The sequence below is a fragment of the Imperialibacter sp. EC-SDR9 genome (genome assembly GCF_902498805.1).
GTDB lineage: Bacteria > Bacteroidota > Bacteroidia > Cytophagales > Cyclobacteriaceae > Imperialibacter.
On the sequence record NZ_LR701580.1, the window covers coordinates 84,804 to 107,860 of the forward strand.

The window sequence follows — 23,057 nt, forward strand, 5'->3', positions numbered from 1 at the left end:
GCTTTAACGGATATATGGATTTGAAATAGGTACAGAATTGAAATTCATTTGACCAAAGTATTGCTAACTTTGCCTCCCAAAATTCAAAACGACTTGCAATGCTTCGAACTCACACTTGTGGCGAATTAAGACTTGAACACGTAGGAACTACCGTAACACTTTGCGGGTGGGTGCAACGCCTCCGGGACAAAGGCGGCATGGCCTGGATCGACTTGAGGGATCGCTATGGCTTGACACAGCTCATGTTTGATGAAGGATCAACTGCTGCCGACATTCAGAAAATGGCACAGGGTGTGGGTCGTGAGTTTGTGCTGAAAGCTACCGGCGAAGTGATAGAAAGGGTGTCGAAAAACCCTAAAATGCCGACTGGCGACATAGAAATCAGAGTGACGGCGATGGAGGTGTTAAATCCCGCCAAGGTACCTCCGTTTATTATAGAGGACGAAACCGATGGTGGCGATGAACTTCGCATGAAGTACCGCTACCTGGATCTGCGTAGAAACTCCGTAAGGAGCAACCTCGAGCTGCGCCACCGCATGATGCAGTACACCCGCCGCTATCTGGATGGCAACCAGTTCATCGAAGTGGAAACCCCGGTACTCATCAAGTCTACGCCTGAAGGTGCCCGTGACTTTGTGGTGCCCTCCCGTATGAACCCGGGGGAGTTTTACGCCTTGCCACAGAGCCCCCAGACTTTCAAGCAGCTGCTGATGGTGTCTGGCTTCGACCGCTACTTCCAGATCGTGAAATGTTTCCGTGACGAAGATCTTCGGGCAGACCGCCAGCCTGAGTTTACCCAGATCGACTGCGAGATGTCGTTTGTTGGGCAGGAGGATATACTCAACATCTTTGAGGGGCTGGTTAAGTCTCTTTTTAAAGAAGAAAAAGGGCTGGAGTTCGGTGCTTTTCCCCGTATGCGCTACGATGAAGCCATGGCAAAATATGGCAGTGACAAGCCAGATATTCGCTTTGGTATGGAGTTCGTGGAGCTGAATGCGCTTACCCAGGGCAAAGGCTTCCAGGTGTTCGATGCCGCAGAATTGGTGGTGGGCATTTGTGCCAAAGGTTGCGCCGAGTACACCCGCAAGGAGCTGGACGGATTGACCGATTTTGTCAGACGACCACAGGTTGGAGCTAAAGGCATGGTTTACCTCAAATGCAATACCGATGGCACTTTCAAATCTTCGGTAGACAAATTCTACTCAGAGGATCAGCTGAAGGAATGGGCCTCAGCCTGCGGTGCCGAGGCTGGCGACCTGATATTAGTATTGGCTGGAGACAAAAACCAGACCCGCAAAGCCATGAATGAGCTGAGGCTGGAGATGGGGAACAAACTAGGGCTTAGAAAAAGGGACGATTTCAAACCTCTTTGGGTACTCGACTTTCCATTGCTTGAGTGGGATGAGGACACAAAACGCTTCCATGCGATGCACCACCCTTTTACCGCACCGAAGAAAGAAGACATGAAGCTGCTGGAAAGCGACCCAGGTGCCATCAGGGCCAATGCCTACGACATGGTGATCAATGGTGTTGAAGTGGGAGGTGGCTCTATCCGTATCCACGACAGGCCAACGCAGCAGTTGATGTTCAAAACGCTTGGCTTTACAGATGAAGAGGCCAAGAAGCAGTTCGGCTTCCTGATGGAAGCTTTCGAATATGGCGCACCTCCGCATGGTGGTATTGCCTTCGGCTTCGACAGGCTTTGTTCCTTGTTTGGTGGGGTAGATTCCATCCGTGACTTTATTGCATTCCCTAAAAACAACTCGGGCAGGGACGTAATGATTGATTCGCCTTCTACCATTTCTGGAGAGCAGTTGAAGGAGCTGAATATTTCTGTTGGTAAGGCGTAAGATGAAGGGTTCTTACCTTCTTTTTCTACTGGTTCTGTTGGCACCATGGGCTGGGCTAAGTCAGACCGTGGAAAAGGTGGATTCGGTTGCCAGAAAAAAAGGGAAGGTCATTGCGGCTCCTATTTTGGGCTATTCGCCCGAGTCAAGGTTCTTTGGCGGATTTATGGGCATGTGGATTTTGCCCAAAAAGGGGGTAGACACAAGTAGCTTCAAGCGACCCAGCACACTGGCTCCGATATTCATTTACACGGCCAACAAGCAAGTGATCAGCTCGCTGCGGTCGGAGCAATACTTTAAGAATGCTACCTACCTGAGCAATACCCTGAGGGTGCGTAACTACCCTGACTTTTTTTTCGGCATCGGAAATGACAAGCACCCGGATGACCTGGAAATGTTTCTGGATCAGTTTGGCCAGCTGAACGGTCGGTGGATGAAGATCAGGGACGAAAAATACTTTTTTGGATTGTCGTACGACTTCAGGTATGACAAGCTAAGCGACTTCAAAGATGGGGCAGTGCTGGAGACTGGAGCAGTATCGGGAACCGATGGCGGCTGGACGAATGGTTTGGGGCCGATATTTATCTACGACACCAGAGACAATGTCCTTTACCCTTCAAAAGGATGGTACGTGACCAGCAACCTCCATTACTTTAGTAAAGTGGTGGGCAGCAACTATTCCTTTGCACAGTTGAACATCGATTCAAGGTACTTTCGGGAAGTGATCTCGCCAAAGCATGTTTTGGGTCTGCAGCTTGTTATTAACTCTGTGGCTGGTAATAAAATCCCGTTTTACAGGCTTCCGCAGCTAGGCGGAAACGACAGGCTGAGGGGAATTAAGAATGAAAACCTGTACCGTGACAAAGTCTCGTGGTATTTTCAGGTGGAGGGGAGAAGAACGCTTTTTTGGAGGCTGGGAGGCGTGCTTTTTGCAGGTGTTGGAAATGTTTCCCCGGGCATAGCTTCGGCTTTTCAAACCCCGGTGAAGGCTGTGGTTGGCGCTGGCGGGCGATTCAGGCCGATAAAGGATCAAAAGCTCAACCTCCGACTCGATTTCGGCGTGGCAACAGATGGCTTCTATGCTGTTTATCTCAACGTTGCGGAGGCATTTTGACCACCTAATTGCTTAAATTATCCTCAAATCTCTGTTATGCTAAAGTATATCCTTGGTGGGCTCGGCCTGATCGCTGTCGGGTTAGCTTGGTTCTTCTGGCCAGTAATGGCAAACAATATGGAATCTCACACAATTGACGACATCAAAGAAAAGGACTTCATCATCGTGGGGCATCGTGGTGCGGCCGGTCATGCTCCTGAGAACACCATGGCATCGTTCCGTAAGGCAATAGAGTTGGGAGCTGATGTGATCGAACTCGACGTGCACAGAAGTAAAGACGGGCATCTCATAGTCATACACGATGCCACAGTGAACAGAACCACCAATGGCTCAGGCGCTATTTCAGCCATGACTTTTGACGAGATTCGTGCGCTGGACGCAGGCAGCTGGTTTGGCGAGGCATTCAAGGGTGAGTTGGCACCCTCACTGGCGGAAGTCATTGTAGGCATCAACGGTGAAGTGAAGGTTTTGATCGAAATCAAATGGCCAAAAGAAGGGCTTTACGATGGGCTTGGAAAGCAGGTGGCTGAGGAAGTGCACAAGTATGGAGCCGAAGAGTGGTGCATCATTCAGTCGTTTGACTCAAAATATTTGGAGGAGGCACATGCCAGCGGTTATAATATTCCCTTGCAAAAGCTGCTTGTCAGCCAGACCTCACTTTTCTTCGTTCCGTTTCATCAGGATAACAGGTTCCGGCTAGGACGGGCCTCTACGACCCACGTGGAGTCAATAAACTACTACCACAAAATGATCAATGCGTCGCTTGTTCAACGGCATCACGAAGAAGGCTTGACTGTTATTCCTTACACAGTTAATACAACCGATGAAATGATTAAGGTACTTGGCATGGGCGTAGACGGGGTGATTACGAACTACCCTGATGTTGCGTTGGCCCTGAGAAACGAATTAAAGTAGCGCCTGTAGGTTGGTTAGCTCCACCTCAGAGGCAATGTACCCAAAGGCAGACCAGCTTTCCCCGTCGACCACCTTCTGCAGAATGTCCCTGCCCTTTTCGATGTTGCCATTGAGCAGGTACCAGTTAGCCACCCCATAGCCCTGTGTGGCGAGTTGAACCCCATCTTCCTCGTCAGTGCTAAGTACATCTTCTGGCTGTAGGAGACCTTTGTACATGAGAAGGCGCTTGTGGTAGGAGTCGTTCTCTATGATCTTCATTTTTGGTTTGATAGCCTCAAGCACTTTGTCAGCGGCTTGCAGATTTCCCAGCTTCCTGTAGGTAATGTACATCCAGTCGGAGGTAGCCACCAGCAGGTCATCGTTGGTGGAGAACTCCATACATTTTTTGTAAGCAGAAATAGCCTTGTCGTAGTTGCCTTTCAAATAGTAAGCAAGTCCAAGGTGATACCAAACATTGAACTGCGTACTTGATAACGGTATGTTAAGCTTATTCGGGATACCATCTTTTTCGATCATGGCTTCTTCGCCACGCATATAAAACGCCGCTTTCTCCAAATCCCTGATGGCGTCGTCAAACTGCCTTATGGAAATAAACCGGTGGCCCCTGTGGCGGTAGATCCTGTACGAATCAGGAAATTCTCTTAGTCCGTCGGTGTATACCTGTATGGCCTCTTTGTACATCGACATGTAGGCAAGTCTTCTACCATACCAAATGATGAAGTCCAGGCTGTCAGGATACGCTTCGAAATTTGCCTTAGCCTTAGCCAGATTTTCTTCAAGTGCCGCTCGCTGTTTGTCAGCAAGCTCCGGTCTTTTTAGTTTTTTGCCCAGAAGAGAAAGAGCCTCGAAGGGTTCTGCATCAGTTTCTACTGAAGCTTGACCTGTCTCTACTGTCCTGTCTTTTTTCCCTTCGCTGCTCGGTTCAGTGGGGATACAACCGAATAAAAGAACCTGTAGGACTGCAAAAGTGACTATCGCTGAAAGAGGAAACTTTTCAAAAATAGGTTTTGGTAAAAAGGGTTGGTCAGGGATACGCATTTAATAATACTATAATATAGGCGATGCTTCAAATAATCTTCATAATACTAAAAAATCTTGAAAAAAGATAATTTTAACAGGTTTACTTCGTTTCTAAGCAGTTATTAAATGCTCTGGTGCTAAAATTTTAGTTGACGCCCGGTTGTTTGATGGTCTTACCGGTTGCCTCTTTGGATTCCGTCACCATCGTTTTCACGTCCTCGAGTAGTTGCCTGGCATCGTAAACAATGCCGTCTTTGATCGTATACTTCACGCCGCCAACTCTTACAACTTCATTGTCTTCCGTCAATTTGATGGCACCTGTTCCGTAAAGTACCTGAAGGTTTTGCAATGGATTTTCTTCTACTATCACAAGGTCGGCCAGCTTACCCACTTCGATGCTACCAATCTCCTTTTCCATGCCTAGGGCCTGCGCTCCATACAAAGTGGCCGAGCGGATCACCTCCAGAGGGTGGAAGCCCGCTTCTCTCAGCAGTTCCATTTCTCTGATATAGGCAAAGCCGTACAATTGGAATATAAACCCTGAGTCCGAACCGGTAGTTACCCTGCCACCTCTGTTCTTGTATTCATTTACAAAAGTCATCCAAAGGCGGTAATTCTCTTTCCACTGAATTTCTTCTTCGGTGCCCCAGTAGTGCCAGTATGACCCATGTGATTGTTTGCTGGGCTGGTAGAAATCCCATAGCGAGGGAAGGGTGTAGTCCTGATGCCATTCTGCAGTTCGGGCCCTCATCAAATCACGGTTGGCTTCGTAAATATTGAAGGTGGGATCTAATGTGAAGTCGAGCTCAATGAGTGAGTCCATCACTGCGTTCCATTTTTCTGAATGGGGTGCCGCTGCCTGTTTCCAAAGCTTTCCGGCTTCGCCGAAGCGGTGCTGTTCGTTTTGATAGTTGTAGTCGAGTCGGAAGTCCTGAATGGTGCGGTTGTCGAACATAGCCTCGGGAAGTCCATACCAGTGCTCCATGCTGGTGAGGCCCCAGCTGGCAGTGTTGAGCACATTGGCCCGGGCCACGTCCATTTGGGCATGGTGGCAGGCAGCTCTCAGACCAAGCCGCTTATTCTCTCGCAGTGCAGCTTCCATAATGTCGGGGCTGGCACCAAAAAATTTGATGCCGTCTGCTCCTTTTTTAGCATTTTCCTGCACCCAAAGCCTGGCTTCTTCCGGGCTATTGATACCCCCTTCTTTACCCATCCCAAACGCCGTGTAAGCTAGGATACGGGGAGCAGTGATTTCGTTTTTCAGGCTTTTTCGTTTGTGCTCAAGTGTCCAGTCCAGGCCGTTGCCGGCCGAAGGTTCTCGAATCGTTGTGATGCCATGCGCCATCCAGAGTTTGAAGACATACTCAGCTGGAGTTCCCTGCGTCACGCCGCCGATATGCCCGTGCATATCGATAAACCCGGGAAGCACATACATGCCCGCTGCATCGATTTCCTTCCCGCCCTCTTTGAGTTTTGGGCGTCTTTCGGCGTTGATCTCAACACCAGGATAGCCAACGGTCTGGATACTTTTGATTTTATTTTGTTCGATAACGATGTCCACCGGCCCGATTGGAGGCGCCCCGGTGCCGTTGACCATGATGGCACCACGGATAATAAGTTGTGTGTAGGGGCCGTCGCCCTCCGCTCTGGCTGGCGATGGGGTAATACTTCTCCTTTGAGCAGAAACGCCAATGGAAAATATTTGAAAAAGCGCTAAAGCTGAAATGAATATGGTCTGTTTCTTAAGTCGCCTCATGGTTTGGATATACTAAGTTTTCGAAGATGTTCATCAAGATAGAGATAAGTGGCGACCCACCCAACAGGGCTTTTTACAGAAGGTAATTTTAACGTATTTATTAGTTTTCAGAACTTTTTACTTGTTTAGGTCTTTAAGTAACGTGAGTTCGGTATAAAAATGTTGCAAAACATCACCAAGGGGCGTCATTGCGGAAATTTTCTTCAGATATTTTTCTGATCTGAAGAAAATTATCCGCAATCTCCGCCTCAAGACATTTAAGATTCCGGATAAATATTGGCCCATTTTCATTTTAGGCCAATATTTTCCGGAATGACGACATTCTTATATCGAACTCACGTTAAGTAAATAAAAGTCAAAAGATGGCCAGTACTTATTCTACGATGCTCCCGCTGGGAACCAAAGCCCCGGATTTTAAACTTTTAGATACCGTTTCTGACAAGCTCCTTTCGCTAAGCAATGTCAAAGCTGAGAAAGGCACCGTGGTGATGTTTATTTGTAACCATTGTCCCTATGTCATTCACGTATTGGACGAGGTGCTGGCGATTGCTGGCGAATATCAATCGAAGGGCATCAGTTTTGTGGCCATCAGCTCAAACGACGTGGTGAACTATCCCGAGGATGGGCCTGAGCAAATGAAAATCAAGGCAAAGGAGAAAGCCTTTTCCTTTCCCTATTTGTATGATGAAACCCAGGAGATTGCCAAAGCCTATCAGGCTGCCTGCACGCCAGATTTTTACGTGTTTGACAGCGAAGTGAAGTGTGTTTACAGGGGGCGGCTTGATGCCAGCACACCGAGAAATGGACAGCCACTGACTGGAAAAGACTTACGAAATGCGCTGGATGCTGTTTTGCTTGGCGACACCGTGAAGGAAGACGAGCAGATGCCGTCGCTGGGTTGCAATATTAAGTGGAAGAGCTAGACCGACAGCAGTTTTACGGCTGCTGCCAAAACCAGTGACACCATTCCCACTATTTTCTTGTCAATGGCCAGCTTCACGGCCGAGGCTCGACTGTGCACATGAAGTTTCCTGTAGATGTTCTTGATGTGTGTTTTTACGGTATGAGGGCTGATAAAGAGCCCTTCAGCTATACCGAGGTAGTTGTTTCCGTCCACAAGCCGCTGGATTATTTTCACTTCCTGCTCAGAGAGTCCGTATTCCTGAATGGCCTGATCTTTCAGTTTCGAATCCTCGCCGAGGTTTGGGTCTGAACTAATCAAGCCGATCATTTTGCGGGCGATAGTTCTCGACATCGGAGCACCGCCCTCCAGCAGTTCTTCAATAGCTTTTACAATATTAGCTGGGCTTTCATCCTTCAGCATGTAGCCCACCGCCCCGGCTTTCAGCGAGCTGAATATTTTGTCGGGCTGCTCAAACACCGTGAGCATCATTACTTCAATATCTGGCAGCGACTGTTTAAGGCGGCTGGTCGTTTCTATTCCATCGATGCCGGGCAATTCAATGTCCATGAGAACAACCTGTGGAAGTTCTTGTGCGGAGGATTGCTCCATTTTGTTGAGAAAGTCCTCCCCGGTTGGACTGACAATTACCAGGTCAATACTCTGGAAATATTTAAAGTTGTCGATGAATCGCTTTCGCAGCGACGGATTATCCTCAACCAATGCAATACGAATAGCCATAGCTTTTTTGTTCAGTGTCAAAGGTGGGGTAAAGAACCAATTGGCCCAATACCCAATTTGGGGTAAATCAAACTGTGAGGCTAATGGTAGACCCCTGATCTTTTACGGATGAGATACTAAAGCCCCCTCCAATTTCCTCCATACGTCGTTTCATATTTTCAATGCCATAGTGTTCGCCTTTAGCCATGGCTTCGGTATCGAATCCCACTCCGTCGTCGGAAATTCTTATCACCAGGGAATCCTTCAAGGACAAGTCCAAGATGATGCGACGAGCCTGAGAGTGTTTGGTAATGTTTTGAATACTCTCCTGCACTACCCGTGTAATGTTGAGCGCTTCCCTTGGGGCGAGCTTGTAGGGATAGGCTATGTGGTTGATAATTTCAAACGAAAGATCCGGCCTGTACTTAAGGGTGCTGGAAAGATACCTCTCTACGTGGTCGACGAAATCTGCCAGGGTTATTTCGCTCTGATGCAGGCTCCAGATGCTGTCACGAAGGCTTGTGAGCGTGTCCTGCGCATCTGCTTTCAGACTGCTCACGATTTTTTGCACTTCTTCATCTTTCCTGAATCCCTCAATTTGATCCGTAATCTGCAGGCCAGAGAGAATACTTGTCAGCTGAGCGCCTACGTGGTCGTGGAGGTCGCTTGAAATGCGTTCTCGCTCTGACTGAATTTTTTGAACCAGTTCCAGTTGCTGCACCCTTCGCTGTAGTTTTAGTCTGTTGTAGCCCAGGTACAAAAGGATAAGCAAAACGACCACTCCACCAATGAATGCGTAAAGCTGGAGATTCTTTTGTTGGATAAGCAAAGCCTGCTCGGCAAGCTGCAAATCTCTGATCTGTATTTCCTGCTCCTTCTTTTCGGTTTCATATTTTGTTTGCATTTCTGCTAGCGCCTCCGACTGAGCTTTCGCATAGGAAGAGTCTTTTTCAACACCCCACTTCCTGTATAATTCTGTCGCTCGCTGAAAGTTTCCGGCCGCCACATAGTTCAAGGCAAGTGCCTCATATATGTTTTCAATCTTGTAGTCTACCTGATCGTCCTCAGCCAGTTTTAATGCTCTATTGCCATACTCAATGCCTTTCGATGGGTTTTTGAGCTTGGCATAAATGTTGGAAATATTGGTCAGGTCGGCTATTTGCATAGCAGTGCCGGGCACTTTCTCACGTATTTTTTCTGCTGTCAAGAATGTCTCCAGTGCCCTGTTATAGTCATCCGCTGACTCGTAAACCGTTCCCAGGATGTGCAAGCCGTTTGCTTCCGCATGCAGGTTGTTGGTTGCTCTGGCCCGTTCTATACCCCACGTGACAAAGTATTCGGCTGAGTCGTAACGAGACAGGCTACCATAACAAGAGCCGATGTTGTTGAGCACCACAGGATGTGGTTCCGGAATTTTTGGTAAAGCCTTTTTGAAGTTGGAGATCGCCTTAGCATACTGATGCAGTTCCATAAATACAAGACCAATATTATTGAGAGCAGCCATTTCTCCATAAGGGTTTCCAGCTTCTTCGTGGCTTCTCAGCACGTCATAAAATATGTTGACTGCCTCCTCAAACCTTCTTTTCGATATCAGATAAAGGCCCCTGCTGTTCATGGTGAGGGTGTGGTATTTTTTGTCGCCGAGCGAATCAGAGAGGTGCAGGGATTTTTCGAAATAGTATTGAAGTGAGTCTTCGCTTCGGTAGGTCTCGTAATAAATAGCCAGATTATACATGGATCTGGTGAGACCTGGAGCGAACGCTTTGGTCAGTGCTTTTGCCCTGGCCGAATGACTGTACTGGTAGATCTTTTCCGGATTGGAGTAGCGGTATTTTTCGGCCAGCTCGTTGAGGATGTTGATCCGGCTGGTGTCCGGAATATCGGTTTTCAGTACATTTTCAAGACTGTCAATGTAGGCGGGTTGGCTGCTTGAGCTTAGGGAGAAAAAAAGCATCAATGCGGCAAGACACAATTTCGGTCGCATGAAGATTTACGGTATAAGTTGTTGGCTCCGGTAAGATAGGCTTTTATTGGTTTTTTTCCTTTTAGAATAGTACTAATCAAATATTTTGTAAAACAGCCTGCCAGTTGAACGGACTTCTTTTTCGGGAAAAGGTTAGTGTAATATACCCCGAAGACGGTATTTCGGACGGTCTTGGCCTGGTCTAATTTTAGGATGTTAAAATCCAATTAGACCGAAAGACCTGTTGAAATGAAAGCTGTTATCAAGATTTTTGTTATTGCCGCCCTGTTTTTTTCATCAATGACTGCCTGGGCGTTAGGTGCCGAGAACTTTTCCTCGCCTGACTTAAATGCTCACAATTCTACAGTCGTCCTGTTCACAGGAGAGGGCATAGTTACAGGCTCAGCTACAAGTTCTTTCAACAGCGGATTTGATTTTTCAAGAGAAGAAACTGCAGGCAAAGAGGACGATGCCGATTACCTTGTCGACTTTGTATTTGTGAGCAATGAAGGAGTGAACCTTGGTAACGAGGGAAGCACTTCGCTTAACTCCACTGGCAGACGGTTTTTGCTAATAGGCACCGGAGACATCGAATCCGTCACAGAAGTGGCTGAAAGAACCAATGCTTCACCCTGGGTGACGGTGTCATGGGATTGGCCTGACGGAACACAGGGTGCTCCTATTTCGGTAGGGCAACTGTGGGGAGTATACACACGTGAAGGCCATTATGCCGTAATGGAGATCACAGGTCTTCCTGATGGCGGATTTGGCACTTCTTTTACATTCGACTACAAATATCAGCCTGATGGGAGCAGGTTTTTTGATGGCGGTGGTTCTTCCGATCCGGAGGTCGTAGTCACCTCACCAACATCAGCCTCCAATTGGGAAATAGGCACCAGCCAATTCATCACCTGGGAAAGTACCAACGTCGACGCCGCTTCGGGTAGCACGGGCGGGGTTAATCTTTACTACAATACCGGCTCGGGCGATGTGGTGATAGCCGAAAATGTGGATTCTCCTGATGGCGAAAACAGTTATGAGTGGACAGTGACTGGTTCAGCGGTGTCAACTGCCCAGGTTAGAGTGGAGGCAGACCAGGATGCGGGCGTTTTCGACCTATCCGACGAATTTACTATTTCTCCGCAGGGTGATATCACCATTTTAAGCCCGCTTGGCACAGAAGAAAAGAAGTTTGGTGAAACACTAACGGTGTCATGGAAGAATAACGCTACCTATCTCAATTCCAACTACTTCTATCTTCACTATCGTGTGGATGGCGGCAGCTGGTATGTTATTACGCAAGGAAGTGGCACCTCATTCAATCCTTCGGGTAATCAGATGAGCTACAATTGGACGCTGCCTGATTTGGGAACCAATTTGGACAGCGACATAGAAGTGAGGGTGTGGAACAACAATCAGGGATACTATGGTTACGGCCCGGCTTTTCGGCTTTACTTCGAATCTTCGTTGGCGATCGATGCTCCAACCGGTGCTGAAGAAAAGAAATTTGGGCAAACCCAACTAGTGGAGTGGACGAACGGCGACCATAAAACCAGTGACTACTTCTACCTGCAGTACCGGGTAAACGGAGGTAGCTGGTATGCCATCACACAAGGCAGTGGCACGTCCTTCAGTCCTGAGGGTAACCAAATGAGCTACAATTGGACATTGCCCGATTTGGGCACCAATCTGGACAGCGACGTAGAAGTGAGGGTGTGGAACAACTCCCGCAATGTCGAGGATATCAGTAACTCGTTCAGGCTCTATTTCGAATCTTCGTTAGCTATTGATACGCCAACCGGCGCTGAGGAAAAGAAATTTGGGCAAACGCAGCTGGTAGAGTGGACGAACGGCGACCATAAAACAAGTGATTACTTCTACTTACAGTACCGGGTAGACGGAGGCAGCTGGTATGCCATCACACAAGGCAGTGGCACGTCCTTCAGCCCTGTGGGTAACCAAATGAGCTACAATTGGACATTGCCCGATTTGGGAACCAATCTGGACAGCGACATAGAGGTGAGGGTATGGAACAACTCCCGCAATGTCGAGGATATCAGTAGCTCATTCAGGCTTTACTACGAATCTTCCTTAGCTATTGATACACCAACCGGCGCTGAGGAAAAGAAATTCGGGCAAACCCAGCTGGTAGAGTGGACGAACGGCGACCATAAAACCAGTGACTATTTCTACCTGCAGTACCGGGTAAACGGAAGCAGCTGGTATGCCATTACACAAGGCAGTGGCACGTCATTCAGTCCTGTGGGCAACCAAATGAGCTACAACTGGACACTGCCGGATTTGGGAACCAACCTGGACAGCGACATAGAGGTGAGGGTGTGGAACAACTCCCGCAACGTCGAGGATATCAGCAGTCCATTCAGGCTGTATTACGAATCTTCTGTAAGTATTACCTCCCCTCTAGGCGGAGAGTACAAAGCTGTAGGGAGCCCCTTTAGTATTGTTTGGGAAAATGGGGATCACAAAACTTCTGACTATTTCTATATCTACTACAGAATCAATGGAGGGAGTTGGTTATCTGTTGCTCAAGGGTCAGGGACTTCATTCAACCCCGTTGGCAACGTCATGACACGGGCATGGACCATTCCAAATCCTGGCACTGGAGTAGACGCAAATGTTCAAGTGAGAGTTTGGAACAACTCCCGCAATAAAGAAGACATGAGCAACTCGTTTGTTGTTTGTACTAACTGCGAGCCAGTGGCACTTTCGTATCCGAACGGAGGCGAAAGCTTTTTCGTCGGCGATGAGGTAAGCATTTCCTGGGCACTTTCTGATGCCTGGAATAGCTCCGACAATATCGTGATCAGCTACAATGCAGGGGCAGGAGACCAAACCATATTTTCTGGATTGTACTCGGCTGTTCCCGGTAATTCATATGTGTGGACAGTACCTGATGATGTGAATTCAGACGTAAAGGTGAAAATCACCAACACAACCACTGTAGAATCTGATGAAAGCGACAGCTTTTTCAGTATTGTGCCTGTTCCAGTCAGGGCGGTTGAATTTTCCAGTCCATCAGGTGATGTGGTGTACCTGGGTGGCTCGGTCGCTGTCGAGTTTTTGCCTTCGGAAATTGCGGAAACTGATGTGCTTACTTTTGAGCTGTCGACCAACGGCGGCGTAAGTTTCCCTTATACAATCCAAACGGCCGCACTGAATACCCTGGACAATATTGCCGGGTCATATTTCTTCGATTTTGTGCCGACCAATCCTTCGTTTATTTCTGAGTCCTGTATCATCAGAGCTAAGTATGGAACAACTGTTCTGGGGGCTTCCGACATATTTTACATTGCCAGCCCAGCCATTTATAACCTGGCCGTCAGCTACCCTCAGGAAGGTGGAAATGTTCTTGTGTACGATCTTCCCGTTGATATCACTTTCACGAATGACGGACTCAGCGCTTTTGACCTCTATTATGTGGTGCCCGGGCAGACTCAGGTGCTCATCGAGGACGCTATTGATATTTCTGCTGACTTTGATGTCACCTATAGCTACACACCCGATTTTGTCGGTGAAAATGCCAAATTCAGAATCGTTGGAGGAGGGCAAACCATCGAAACAGAAACGTTTGATGTGGTGTATCCTGTGGTTGCGACCGATGAGGGATACGACCTTGTCAGCCTTGTAGACTTTGGCATCAGGCAAGCGAGCACGTCAACGGTGTTATCTTATCTGCTGAATGTAACCAACGTTGGCGTAACTGTCACTTCAACTAGCCCAGACGATTTTGAGATTTCGCTGAGTGACGAATCCGGCTTTACGAACAGTTTGGTGATAGCACCACAAGCTGGTATCCGGAGCATTCCTGTGTATGTGAAGTTTGCCCCTGCTGCCAATAATGGAGCACTTTCGCAGGGCGTCGTAAGAAACCGATTTGTCGATTCCAACCTATCAAACATTGATGTAAATGTAAGCGTGCAAGGTAGAGCAGCCACTTCAGGCCCCTCTCTTGTGATGTTTGCTCCGGAAAATGCCGCTGAACTTATTGCCAATAGTGTCACCACCATTCGATGGGGTAGTACGTTGGTTGATCTGCTTGGTGTTGAGTACTCGCTTGATGCTGGATCCACCTGGTTCCTGATAGAAGACGACCTGTCTCCCTCATTCACCGAATTCGACTGGCTGGTTCCCGAAGTTGCCTCCCAAACCAACGCCGTCATCCGCCTTGTGGATCAGTCAGGCGTTGCAGCAATCGCCAGCGCTGAAGTATCAATCCTTCCTGCTCCTTCCATCAGCTCGCTTACGTTGATCAACAGCGGCGCCGATCTTCAAATTGACGGAAGCGGCTTTTCATCTATTGCCAATCACAACCAAATCACCTTCCCTGGTTTTCCGGATATAAACACCTATCCAACGTCCGCCTCGGCTACTCAGCTGGTGGTTGAAGTGCCACAGGGAGCGGTTTCTGGCTTCATCAAAGTGAATGTTTCCGGCAAAGGAACGGCCATTTCGCCGAGTCAGCTCGTGCTTTCGGGAATTACCCTTACTCCAGACCAGGGGCAGGTGGGCAACACTATCTTTATCAACGGTAGTGGTATTGATTTCGATGCGGCCACATCTGTTTCGGTAACATTTACAAATGGCATTTTAGGAGCTGTGGCAGCAACCTCTGTAGTGGTGGAAAGTGCTGATTTGCTTTCAGTAGTGGTTCCAACAGGCGTGGAAGCTACCGGCCCAGTGGAGGTGGATGTTGATGGAACCGTTTATACATCCGCACAGGAGTTTAAAATTCAGTCGATTGATTTCACACCAAAAATGGCCGGCATTTTTGAAACTGTCACCATTTCAGGTGTGAATACATCATTCCTCAACAACAACACCCAGGTATTTATCAACGGCCTGGCTGCTACCGCATCCGTAGTGTCAAACAACCAAATCAGTGTGACCGTGCCCCAGGGAGCCAGCACTGGCAAGGTGACTGTGAGTACTAACAATGGATTCTTCGAGGCGTCGGATGACCTCACAGTTGAGCAACACAAGATCACATCCTTGTCTGCTACCAAAATCACCAAGGGGCAATCGCTGGTCATCACCGGGGATAATTTCACAGGAGCCAGTTCGGTAAAAATTAACGGACAAAGCATCACCTATCAATACTATTACTTCGGAAATCCATATTTCACTATAGACTCTGATCAACAGATCACCGTGCATATTTCGCCATCTTCCATTGCGGGTACCGGAAAAGTGAGCGTGACCAAAGGTGGCCTGGAGGTTGAAAGTTTGGAAGACGTGACTGTTATTCCAGCAATTACCTCGCTGAGTACGCTTCAGGCGGCACCGGGTGCACAGGTAACTGTATATGGCTCGTACTTCAGTGGCGTCGACAACACAGTATATTTTAATCAGAATAAGCCTGCGGCTATTGTTTCGCAGAATACGTCGGCAATCACAGTCATAGTACCGCAGGGCGCTATTGATGGTTCAGTGACTGTCGTTAATAACGATGTGTCTCAGCAAGGTGTGTCTTCCGCCAGCTTCGATGTGGTGGCTGCGCCGGTGTTTGCGAGCTTCTCTCCTTTGAAAGCCACTTCCGGTCAGGTAGTGACCATCACAGGGCAAAACTTCCAGAGCCCGGCACCAAGCAGTTTATTGGTTAATGGGAACAGCGTCTCGTTTAGTGTCGTTGACAATAGCACCATGCAGTTTACCGTCCCCACCTGGATTTACGGTGCGGGAAAGATTGAACTCACGAAAGGAGGCGTGACAGTTGAAGGGTCACAACAGTTTACTGTTTTGCCAAAGATAACATCATTCACGCTTGCCACCGGAGCGGTTGAGGGAGCGAGTGTGTCTATTTCTGGAACAGGCTTTAATCCTACCGCTTCCAACAACCTTGTTACTTTCTACAACAACAAGCAGGCAACTATTTCCAATGGAAGCAGCACCTCTCTGAACGTAACAGTTCCGGTTGGGGCTGTCACAGGCAAATTGCGGGTGACCAACCAGACCATTTTGGAGAGCGGTGAGAGTGCCAGCGACTTTATTGTCGTACCTCACGCCATCATTTCGTCATTTGCGCCGGCAAGTGGCCAGGTAACGAAAACAGAAGTAACCATTACCGGCGAGCATTTCAGTAGTCCGGCTGTTTCCGCTGTCAGATTCAGCGGCACCAACGCTACTTTCAATGTGGTCTCAGACACGGAAATAAAGGCTACGGTACCTTCCATCTTCAACAATGGAGCCATCAGCGTTACCAGGGCAGGTGAAACGGTCACGTCCACCAATAATTTTGAAATTGTCCCCGACATTACGAGCCTTTCTGCTTCAACCCTTGCTTCGGGAGCCACACTCAACGTTGGTGGCACTTTCCTTAATGCTGTTTCACAGGTAAAGGTCGGTGGCACCGTTGCCACCATCATAAGCAATAACAACTACTACGGCGTGTCGATTGCAGTGCCTGCCATGACTCCAGGTAACTATAAAGTTACTGTGACTAAAAATGGTCTGAGCGATGAGAGCGATGCAGAGCTGACAGTTGTTGCACCGCACACGATCACCAATTTCACTCAGGTAGCCGGGTTGGAGCAGGATGTGACAATCACTGGGACTAATTTTACGTCGCCAGCAGTTACGTCTGTCACACTCAACGGCGTGGCTGCTGCGGTCCAGTCGGCTACGGCTACGCAGCTTGTCGTGAAAGTGCCGAACAGCATGAACTTCGCCGGCCAGGGCAAGGTGGCGATCACACGTGCCGGACTAACGATCCAGAGTACTTCCGATTTCTATGTACGCCATGGTATTTCCACCACTTTTAATACACAAAACTATGTGGTAGGTCAGCAGATAAGCGTCTCAGGCAGTAACTTCTACTATCCTTCTGTCAGCCAGGTAAAGGTGAATGGCGTGAATGCGACCTTCTCCATTGCAGGTGATGGTTCGCTAAGCGTGACCATTCCCAACGCTGTGGGAACTGGCAAGGTAGAAGTGATCAAGCCGAGTCCTGTGGGCACGGTAGAAAGCACAACCGACATCACAATAGTGCCAAGAGCAGTCCTGAGTTCCTTCAGCCCAACAATTCAGGCGATCGGCGGAACATTGACAATGACCGGCCAGAACTTCACCAGTCCGGCGGTGTCTTCTGTCATCATCAACAATACTTCAGTAAGTTCATTTACAATCAATAGCGCCACGGAAATAACGGCCACGGTGCCCAATATTTCCAATTTCAATGCACAGGGAAATGTGCAGATTACCAGAGCAGGCCTCACTCAGTCGCTGGGGACATTTACTGTGAAGCATACATTCAGCAGTTTGTCGGCTTCTACCGTGGCAGCAGGTGCTTCCGTAACGGTAAATGGCACGTTTCTTACTTCGCCTTCTGCAACTTTGACACTGGGTGGACAGGCTGTGTCTGTGTCGTCCATCAACGCCAATAGTCTTACTTTTACTGTGCCGACTAATACCACGCCAGGCAGCCACGAAATAGTCCTTACCAGGTTGGGCGAACAGGTGTCTGCTGGCAACATCACCGTGCTGGCGCCACACACTATCGCCTCACTTGACAGCGACAGAAAAGGAAAAACGGAGTCGCTGACTATTACCGGCACTAATTTCGATAACACACCTCAGGTGTATCTCAACGATGTGCTGGTAAGCTCAACGGTTAACAGCAGCAGTGAAATTAGTCTTACCGTTCCGTCCAATATCACCGGGGGTACAGTTTCGCTAAAGATAGCAAGAGGAGGCCTGACGGTATCAGGGTTTGACGGATCGGACGTAGATTTCTCGGGCACAGCTCAGTTCTACATGAAGCCATCGGTGACTACAGATGTTGCTGCTTCCACCTATGTTATTGGGCAAACTTTGACGCTTAGCGGTAGCAACTTCTCTGCTCCTGGTGTCAATTCGGTGGTGCTCATCGATGGAGGCAATGAAACAACCGTCCAAAGCACAGTGCTAAGCGACAACGCCCTGCAGCTGGTGTTGACGGCCCAAAGCGGCCCGGCCTTGACAGCTACCAGCTACGATGTGAAGCTGGTGAAGACGGTGACAAGCGCAGAAGGTAATATAGAAGTGACACTCGCCGATCAGCTGACCCTTGACGATCAGGGTGCCATCACTGAGATTACCGAGGCAAGTGCTCCGGCGGGTTCTTTTGTGACCATCACCGGGTCAGGCTTTACGTCCCCCGATGTTACATCCGTGAAAATAAACAGTGCTTTTGTGGGTGGGGGTAACTTCACTGTCGACGATGACAATACCATCACGGCCAAGGTGCCTTCGGGTGCTGCTGCTTACGCAGATGGGACATCGAACAATATCGAACTCATCAGGGGTGGGCTTACCATTTTCGCCATGGACGAGTTTGTGGTGGAACACAAAATCCTGGGCTTCCTAAAATCAGATTTTACCGGCCTCACTCCTGCCACCGAAAGGGTGGTAGAAGGACAAACAATATATGTGGAGGGCAGTCACTTCGAAAGCCTGGGTAGCATCAGTGGTATGACCGTAAATGACGTGGCAGTGACACCAATCTTTGTCAATGGCAACAGGCTACAGATCGTGGTTCCGTCCGGCTCGCAGGGAGTCGGCAAAGTGGCCGTTACCCGCAGAGGTATTTTGGCAGAGAGTGCCCAGGCGCTGATCGTTTCTCCTGCAGCAAGTATTACTGCAATCGATCCGGCAGCCAGAATTGCCGGTGGCACTATTACTATCAGCGGAGACCATTTCAGCCTGCCAAACGTAACCACGGTGACCGTTAACGGAGCCGCTGCTACTTTTGACATTCTCAATGATGACAATATCAAAGCAACGGTGCCTTCGAATGCTGCTGCGACCGGAAATGTGACTGTGACAAGAGGAGGCGTGACGTCCAATACAATTGCCTTTAGTGTTGTGCCAAAGATTTTCAGCTTCACCAACACAGGCCTGGAGGGAAGCATCGTGACGATCAACGGCTCCCATTTCGGCTCGACTATCGGTACCAACGAAGTTTACTTCACAGGGGTGGCTGACTTTGTTCAGGCGACTGTTTCTGGTGCCAACAGCAATAGTCTTACAGTGACGGTGCCTGTTGGTGCAATCACTGGGCCGATAAAAGTTATCAACACAACCTCTTCTCAGCAGGTGCTGAGTAGTGCTAACTTCAACTTGCTTCCGTCACCAGGCAGCTTCAGCATCAATCCAGCCAGTGGGCCGGTTGCCTCCCAGTTTACTATCAGCGGCGTTAATATGAATGGGGCCAATGAGGTGAAAGTAAATGGAGTATCTGCCAATTCTTTCACCGTCGACCCTGATGGTACCAGCATTACGGTTACGGTACCTTCATCAGCAACATCCGGCGATGTGGTCATCAAAAAGGCTGGGCAGTCGTTTACGGCAGGCACATTTAACGTGACACCAAAGGTGATCAGCTTCCCTGCATTGGCTGTGGTAGGCAGCCAGATCACCATCAATGGAAAAACATTTACCGGAGCGACAAGCGTGACAATCAATAGCACAGCTGCTACGATTGACCAGGTCTCTTCTGACTTCGTCAAAGTAACGACGGTTGCAGAAAATGTCGGAATTGGCAACATAGTGGTGACGACGCCTTCGGGTTCAGGAACCAGCAGCAGCAGCACCATCGAAATAAAGGGCCAGCCGTCGATTGCAAGCTTTAGCCCTGTGTCGGGTGGCTCAGGCGATGTGGTGACCATTTCGGGTGCCAATCTGTCAACAGTAACTTTTGTAAAATTCAACAATACTAATGCCTCCTTCACAGTCTCCAGTGATAACGAGCTCAGTGCCATAGTGCCTTCGGGAGCTTCGACCGGAAAAATATCGTTGGGATTGGGAGGCATTACCATACAATCCGTTGGTAACTTCAGCATTGTACCGAAGATTACCACTTTCACAGCTGCAGCTATAACAGGTGCCATTATTCAGATCAACGGTACTAATTTCAGTGGTGCCACTCAGGTAGCATTTGCCGGAGCCACGGCGGTGCCATTCTCAGTTTCTGCTAATTCTCTATCGGTAACTGTGCCTGCTGGTGCGGCTACTGGTTCACTTACGGTTACTACCCCTTCGGGCACCTCGGCAGCGACGGCCAATAGTTTTGTAGTGCTCCCCTCCATTTCCTCCGGAGGGTTCTCGCCAGCCAAAGGAGCGATAGGTTCTACCTTGACGATTGCCGGCACGGGCTTTATAGCCGCAAATGCTTCCCAAAATGTGGTGAATTTCAATGGGGGTGTAACTGCTACGGTGAGTGCTGCCACAGCCTCCAGTCTGACTGTGCTGGTGCCGGAAGGCGCCATTACAGGGGCGCTTAACGTAACATCCAATGGGACCACCACCGGACCATTTTCAGCGGCGAGCTTTGTTATAGTACCGCAAATTGATGCAGCCGGCCTTTCGATTACGTCCGGTTATGGTGGAGAAAGTTTGACGATCACCGGCAAGGGCTTTAGCTCAATTGCAGCCAACAACACAGTCAACTTTGGAGGAGGAGTTTCTGCGCTGACCTTCTCCGCTACAACCACATCTTTGGAAGTGACGGTGCCCGCTGGCTTTACCACTGGTGCGTTAACAGTAACTACATCAGGAGAAGCAAGTGCCGCAAGTGCGCAGACATTTATCCGCAAATCGGTGGTGGTGACAGCGCCAAATGGAGGAGAAACCTTTAATCTGGGAGATTCTTACGCTATTACGTGGACTGAGGAAGGACTGGATGCTGACTCGCCTTTGATCATCAGTTACTCGGCTGACGGTGGGGTCAGCTACACAGAAATTGTTGCAGGTGTTGTAGGTGACTTCTCTGGTACATTCGATTGGACCCCAGAAGGTGACCCAACTACTGCCGCCAGAATAAAAGTCGCAGTTGATGGCGATAAGGCGTCTGATGAAAGTGATGATGACTTCACGGTAAGAATCAAGCCATTGCTTACTGTGGTTTACCCTAACGGAGGAGAAACAGTTCGCTTTGGGAAGCCTGCGCAAATTGAGTTTACGACTGAAGGACTTGCCGGAGCTACTTCTCTGCTGTTCGAGTATTCTCTTGATAATGGAACGACCTACCAGGAGTTGGGTGTAGGCACTATCGGAGAACTGGCGGGCGTCTATGACTTGGTGATGGAAGAGGCATACAGCGATGAGGCACTTGTCAGAATCAGTACGGAGACTGGGGAGTCAGTAAGCGATGTGTCTGACGAAGTTTTCACAAGTTTGCCAAAGCCCGTGTTGGCTTTCACAAGTCCGACTGAAGGCGAGACCTTGTTTATTGGCGAATCACATGATGTGACCTGGATCGCACAGTACTTGCTTGATTCGGACGAGCTGGAGCTGCTTTACTCGGCGGATAACGGCACAACATTTAGCTCAAAAGGAACCGGGCTTGCTTCAGAACTCGCCGGTAAAATGACGGTAACGATAGAAGGTCCCGTCTCTCAGGAAGCCCAGTTTAAGCTGGTGAATGCTGGCAATGACGTTTCAGCAACCTCAGCGACATTTAGCGTAGTACCAGCTCCATCCATTGTCGTTACCTCTCCGGAAAGCGGTGAAGTACTTTCGGGCGGAGTGGTGAAGCAAGTGACGTGGACGACGACATCCGTTGATCAGAGTGCCGAACTTGTTGTGGAATATTCAGCCGACGGCGGAGCCACTTATGAATCCCTGACCTCAGGAACGGTGGCTGCCCTGAATGACTCGTTCGATTGGAGTGTGCCTAACGCAGCCACAGCCAATGGATTTGTGAGGGTGAGAACAGCAGACGGCACAGTAAGCGATACCAACGACGAAGCCTTAATTATTCAGGCCCAGGTGACCAGCCTGAGTATTTCAGGGCTGCTGGTGACACCAGGCGGATCCGCAGTGAATGTGGCTGAAGTGCTTCTTTACAAAGCCAATGCAGCTGGCGGCTGGGACATTGTGAGCACTGATGAGTTGATACTGGCAGAAAACCACAATACATTCAGTTTCGTCAATCTTGAGCCTGCCGACTACCTGATTTTTGCCAAGCCTGACCGGGCAAGGTTCCCTAATCTGAGAAATACCTGGTTCGGAAATACGCTCCTTGTAAGGGAGGCTGTTACCCTTTCGCTTTCAGCTACCCGGAGTGATGTTGACATAGAAGTGGTCGAGGTGGCACCTGCACCTACAGGACGGGGTGTCGTGAGAGGTAAGCTGGTCAATACCAGCGGCAACAGTCGGGTGAGTGGCCTTGAGATTGGCCGGATTCTGGATGAGGGAGACCCACTTGCTGGCGTAACAGTCAACCTGCTGAATGCCGCAACCGGGGCTTATGTGACAGACGCAGAAACTGATGAAAATGGCCTCTTCACCATGAGAGGGTTGGTTGTTGGTCAGTACATGCTAAGTGTGGAATTGGCAGGCGTGCCGATGGATTTCGGCTCGGCAGTCATCGACCTTGTTAATGAAACTGATCAAGTGGCCTTAACTGCCATTGTTACAGAAGACGGAACGGTGCTGGTGAGGATTGATGAAGTGGTGGCAGGGATAAACGATCCGCTGGTTGTCGAAAAGCTGGTAGCCTACCCAATGCCGGTGCAAAATGAGCTGACCCTTGAAGTTTCAAATAAAAAGGCTGGCGACGTGAAGTTCGTCATCTTTAACCTGGCGGGGTTGCAGGTTTTTGAGTCTCAACTTTTGAAAACTGACAAGGGGAACCACCAATGGATCTTCGACGTCTCCCATCTGAAAAATGGCATGTATATGGGTAAGTTTGTAAGAGCGGAAACAAATGAGATCTTACCTTATCAGATAAAAGTCATGATTGCTAAATAGGTCACAACAACAGTTTTCGGCAACAACCCCTTCCTCCTGATCACTATCAGGTTGGTTGGGGTTTTTGTTTTTTT

Annotated in this window: 9 protein-coding genes; 5 read left to right on the forward strand and 4 right to left on the reverse strand. The window is 48.9% G+C overall.

All coding sequences use genetic code 11. The annotated features are described in order from the left end of the window. The first annotated feature begins 98 nt into the window (after nucleotides 1-98). From aspS to GC130_RS09830, 3 genes are read left to right on the forward strand one after another with little or no spacing between them, the layout of a single operon-like run. Nucleotides 99-1,850, forward strand: coding sequence for an aspartate--tRNA ligase (gene aspS / locus GC130_RS09820; protein ID WP_151998124.1), 1,752 nt, complete (start codon nucleotides 99-101; stop codon nucleotides 1,848-1,850). A gap of 1 nt (nucleotide 1,851) precedes the next feature. After that, nucleotides 1,852-2,961 carry a BamA/TamA family outer membrane protein gene (locus GC130_RS09825; RefSeq protein ID WP_151998125.1) on the forward strand — a complete coding sequence of 370 codons (1,110 nt, stop codon included), beginning with the start codon at nucleotides 1,852-1,854 and terminating at the stop codon, nucleotides 2,959-2,961. Between the two features lie 36 nt (nucleotides 2,962-2,997). Next, a complete protein-coding gene (locus tag GC130_RS09830) occupies nucleotides 2,998-3,876 on the forward strand; it encodes a glycerophosphodiester phosphodiesterase family protein (protein ID WP_151998126.1) in 879 nt (292 codons plus the stop codon). Here GC130_RS09830 and GC130_RS09835 read toward each other — a convergent pair. Both GC130_RS09835 and GC130_RS09840 read right to left on the reverse strand, forming a co-directional pair. Further along, nucleotides 3,868-4,914, reverse strand: a complete 1,047-nt coding sequence (locus tag GC130_RS09835) for a tetratricopeptide repeat protein (RefSeq protein WP_151998127.1) — start codon at nucleotides 4,912-4,914, stop codon at nucleotides 3,868-3,870. The two genes, GC130_RS09830 and GC130_RS09835, sit on opposite strands and share 9 nt — an antisense overlap. 127 nt (nucleotides 4,915-5,041) lie before the next feature. After that, on the reverse strand, nucleotides 5,042-6,652 hold the full coding sequence (locus GC130_RS09840; RefSeq protein ID WP_151998128.1) for an amidohydrolase family protein: 1,611 nt from the start codon (nucleotides 6,650-6,652) through the stop codon (nucleotides 5,042-5,044). Between the two features lie 362 nt (nucleotides 6,653-7,014). Here GC130_RS09840 and GC130_RS09845 point away from each other — a divergent pair, with 362 nt between their 5' ends. Next, a complete protein-coding gene (locus GC130_RS09845) occupies nucleotides 7,015-7,575 on the forward strand; it encodes a thioredoxin family protein (protein ID WP_151998129.1) in 561 nt (186 codons plus the stop codon). Here GC130_RS09845 and GC130_RS09850 read toward each other — a convergent pair. Together GC130_RS09850 and GC130_RS09855 are read right to left on the reverse strand one after the other, a co-directional pair. After that, nucleotides 7,572-8,294, reverse strand: coding sequence for a response regulator transcription factor (locus tag GC130_RS09850; RefSeq protein WP_151998130.1), 723 nt, complete (start codon nucleotides 8,292-8,294; stop codon nucleotides 7,572-7,574). The two genes, GC130_RS09845 and GC130_RS09850, sit on opposite strands and share 4 nt — an antisense overlap. Nucleotides 8,295-8,361: 67 nt before the next feature. Continuing rightward, nucleotides 8,362-10,257: a sensor histidine kinase gene (locus GC130_RS09855; protein ID WP_151998131.1), complete on the reverse strand. Its 1,896-nt coding sequence runs from the start codon at nucleotides 10,255-10,257 to the stop codon at nucleotides 8,362-8,364. A gap of 228 nt (nucleotides 10,258-10,485) precedes the next feature. Here GC130_RS09855 and GC130_RS09860 point away from each other — a divergent pair, with 228 nt between their 5' ends. After that, on the forward strand, nucleotides 10,486-22,983 hold the full coding sequence (locus GC130_RS09860; protein ID WP_151998132.1) for an IPT/TIG domain-containing protein: 12,498 nt from the start codon (nucleotides 10,486-10,488) through the stop codon (nucleotides 22,981-22,983). Nucleotides 22,984-23,057: the final 74 nt, after the last annotated feature.

Bases quoted from the DNA above. Each gene is read 5' to 3' on its own strand.
- aspS (WP_151998124.1), top strand. From the start codon at position 99: ATGCTTCGAACTCACACTTGTGGCGAATTAAGACTTGAACACGTAGGA.
- GC130_RS09825 (WP_151998125.1), top strand. From the start codon at position 1,852: ATGAAGGGTTCTTACCTTCTTTTTCTACTGGTTCTGTTGGCACCATGG.
- GC130_RS09830 (WP_151998126.1), top strand. From the start codon at position 2,998: ATGCTAAAGTATATCCTTGGTGGGCTCGGCCTGATCGCTGTCGGGTTA.
- GC130_RS09835 (WP_151998127.1), bottom strand. From the start codon at position 4,914: ATGCGTATCCCTGACCAACCCTTTTTACCAAAACCTATTTTTGAAAAG.
- GC130_RS09840 (WP_151998128.1), bottom strand. From the start codon at position 6,652: ATGAGGCGACTTAAGAAACAGACCATATTCATTTCAGCTTTAGCGCTT.
- GC130_RS09845 (WP_151998129.1), top strand. From the start codon at position 7,015: ATGGCCAGTACTTATTCTACGATGCTCCCGCTGGGAACCAAAGCCCCG.
- GC130_RS09850 (WP_151998130.1), bottom strand. From the start codon at position 8,294: ATGGCTATTCGTATTGCATTGGTTGAGGATAATCCGTCGCTGCGAAAG.
- GC130_RS09855 (WP_151998131.1), bottom strand. From the start codon at position 10,257: ATGCGACCGAAATTGTGTCTTGCCGCATTGATGCTTTTTTTCTCCCTA.
- GC130_RS09860 (WP_151998132.1), top strand. From the start codon at position 10,486: ATGAAAGCTGTTATCAAGATTTTTGTTATTGCCGCCCTGTTTTTTTCA.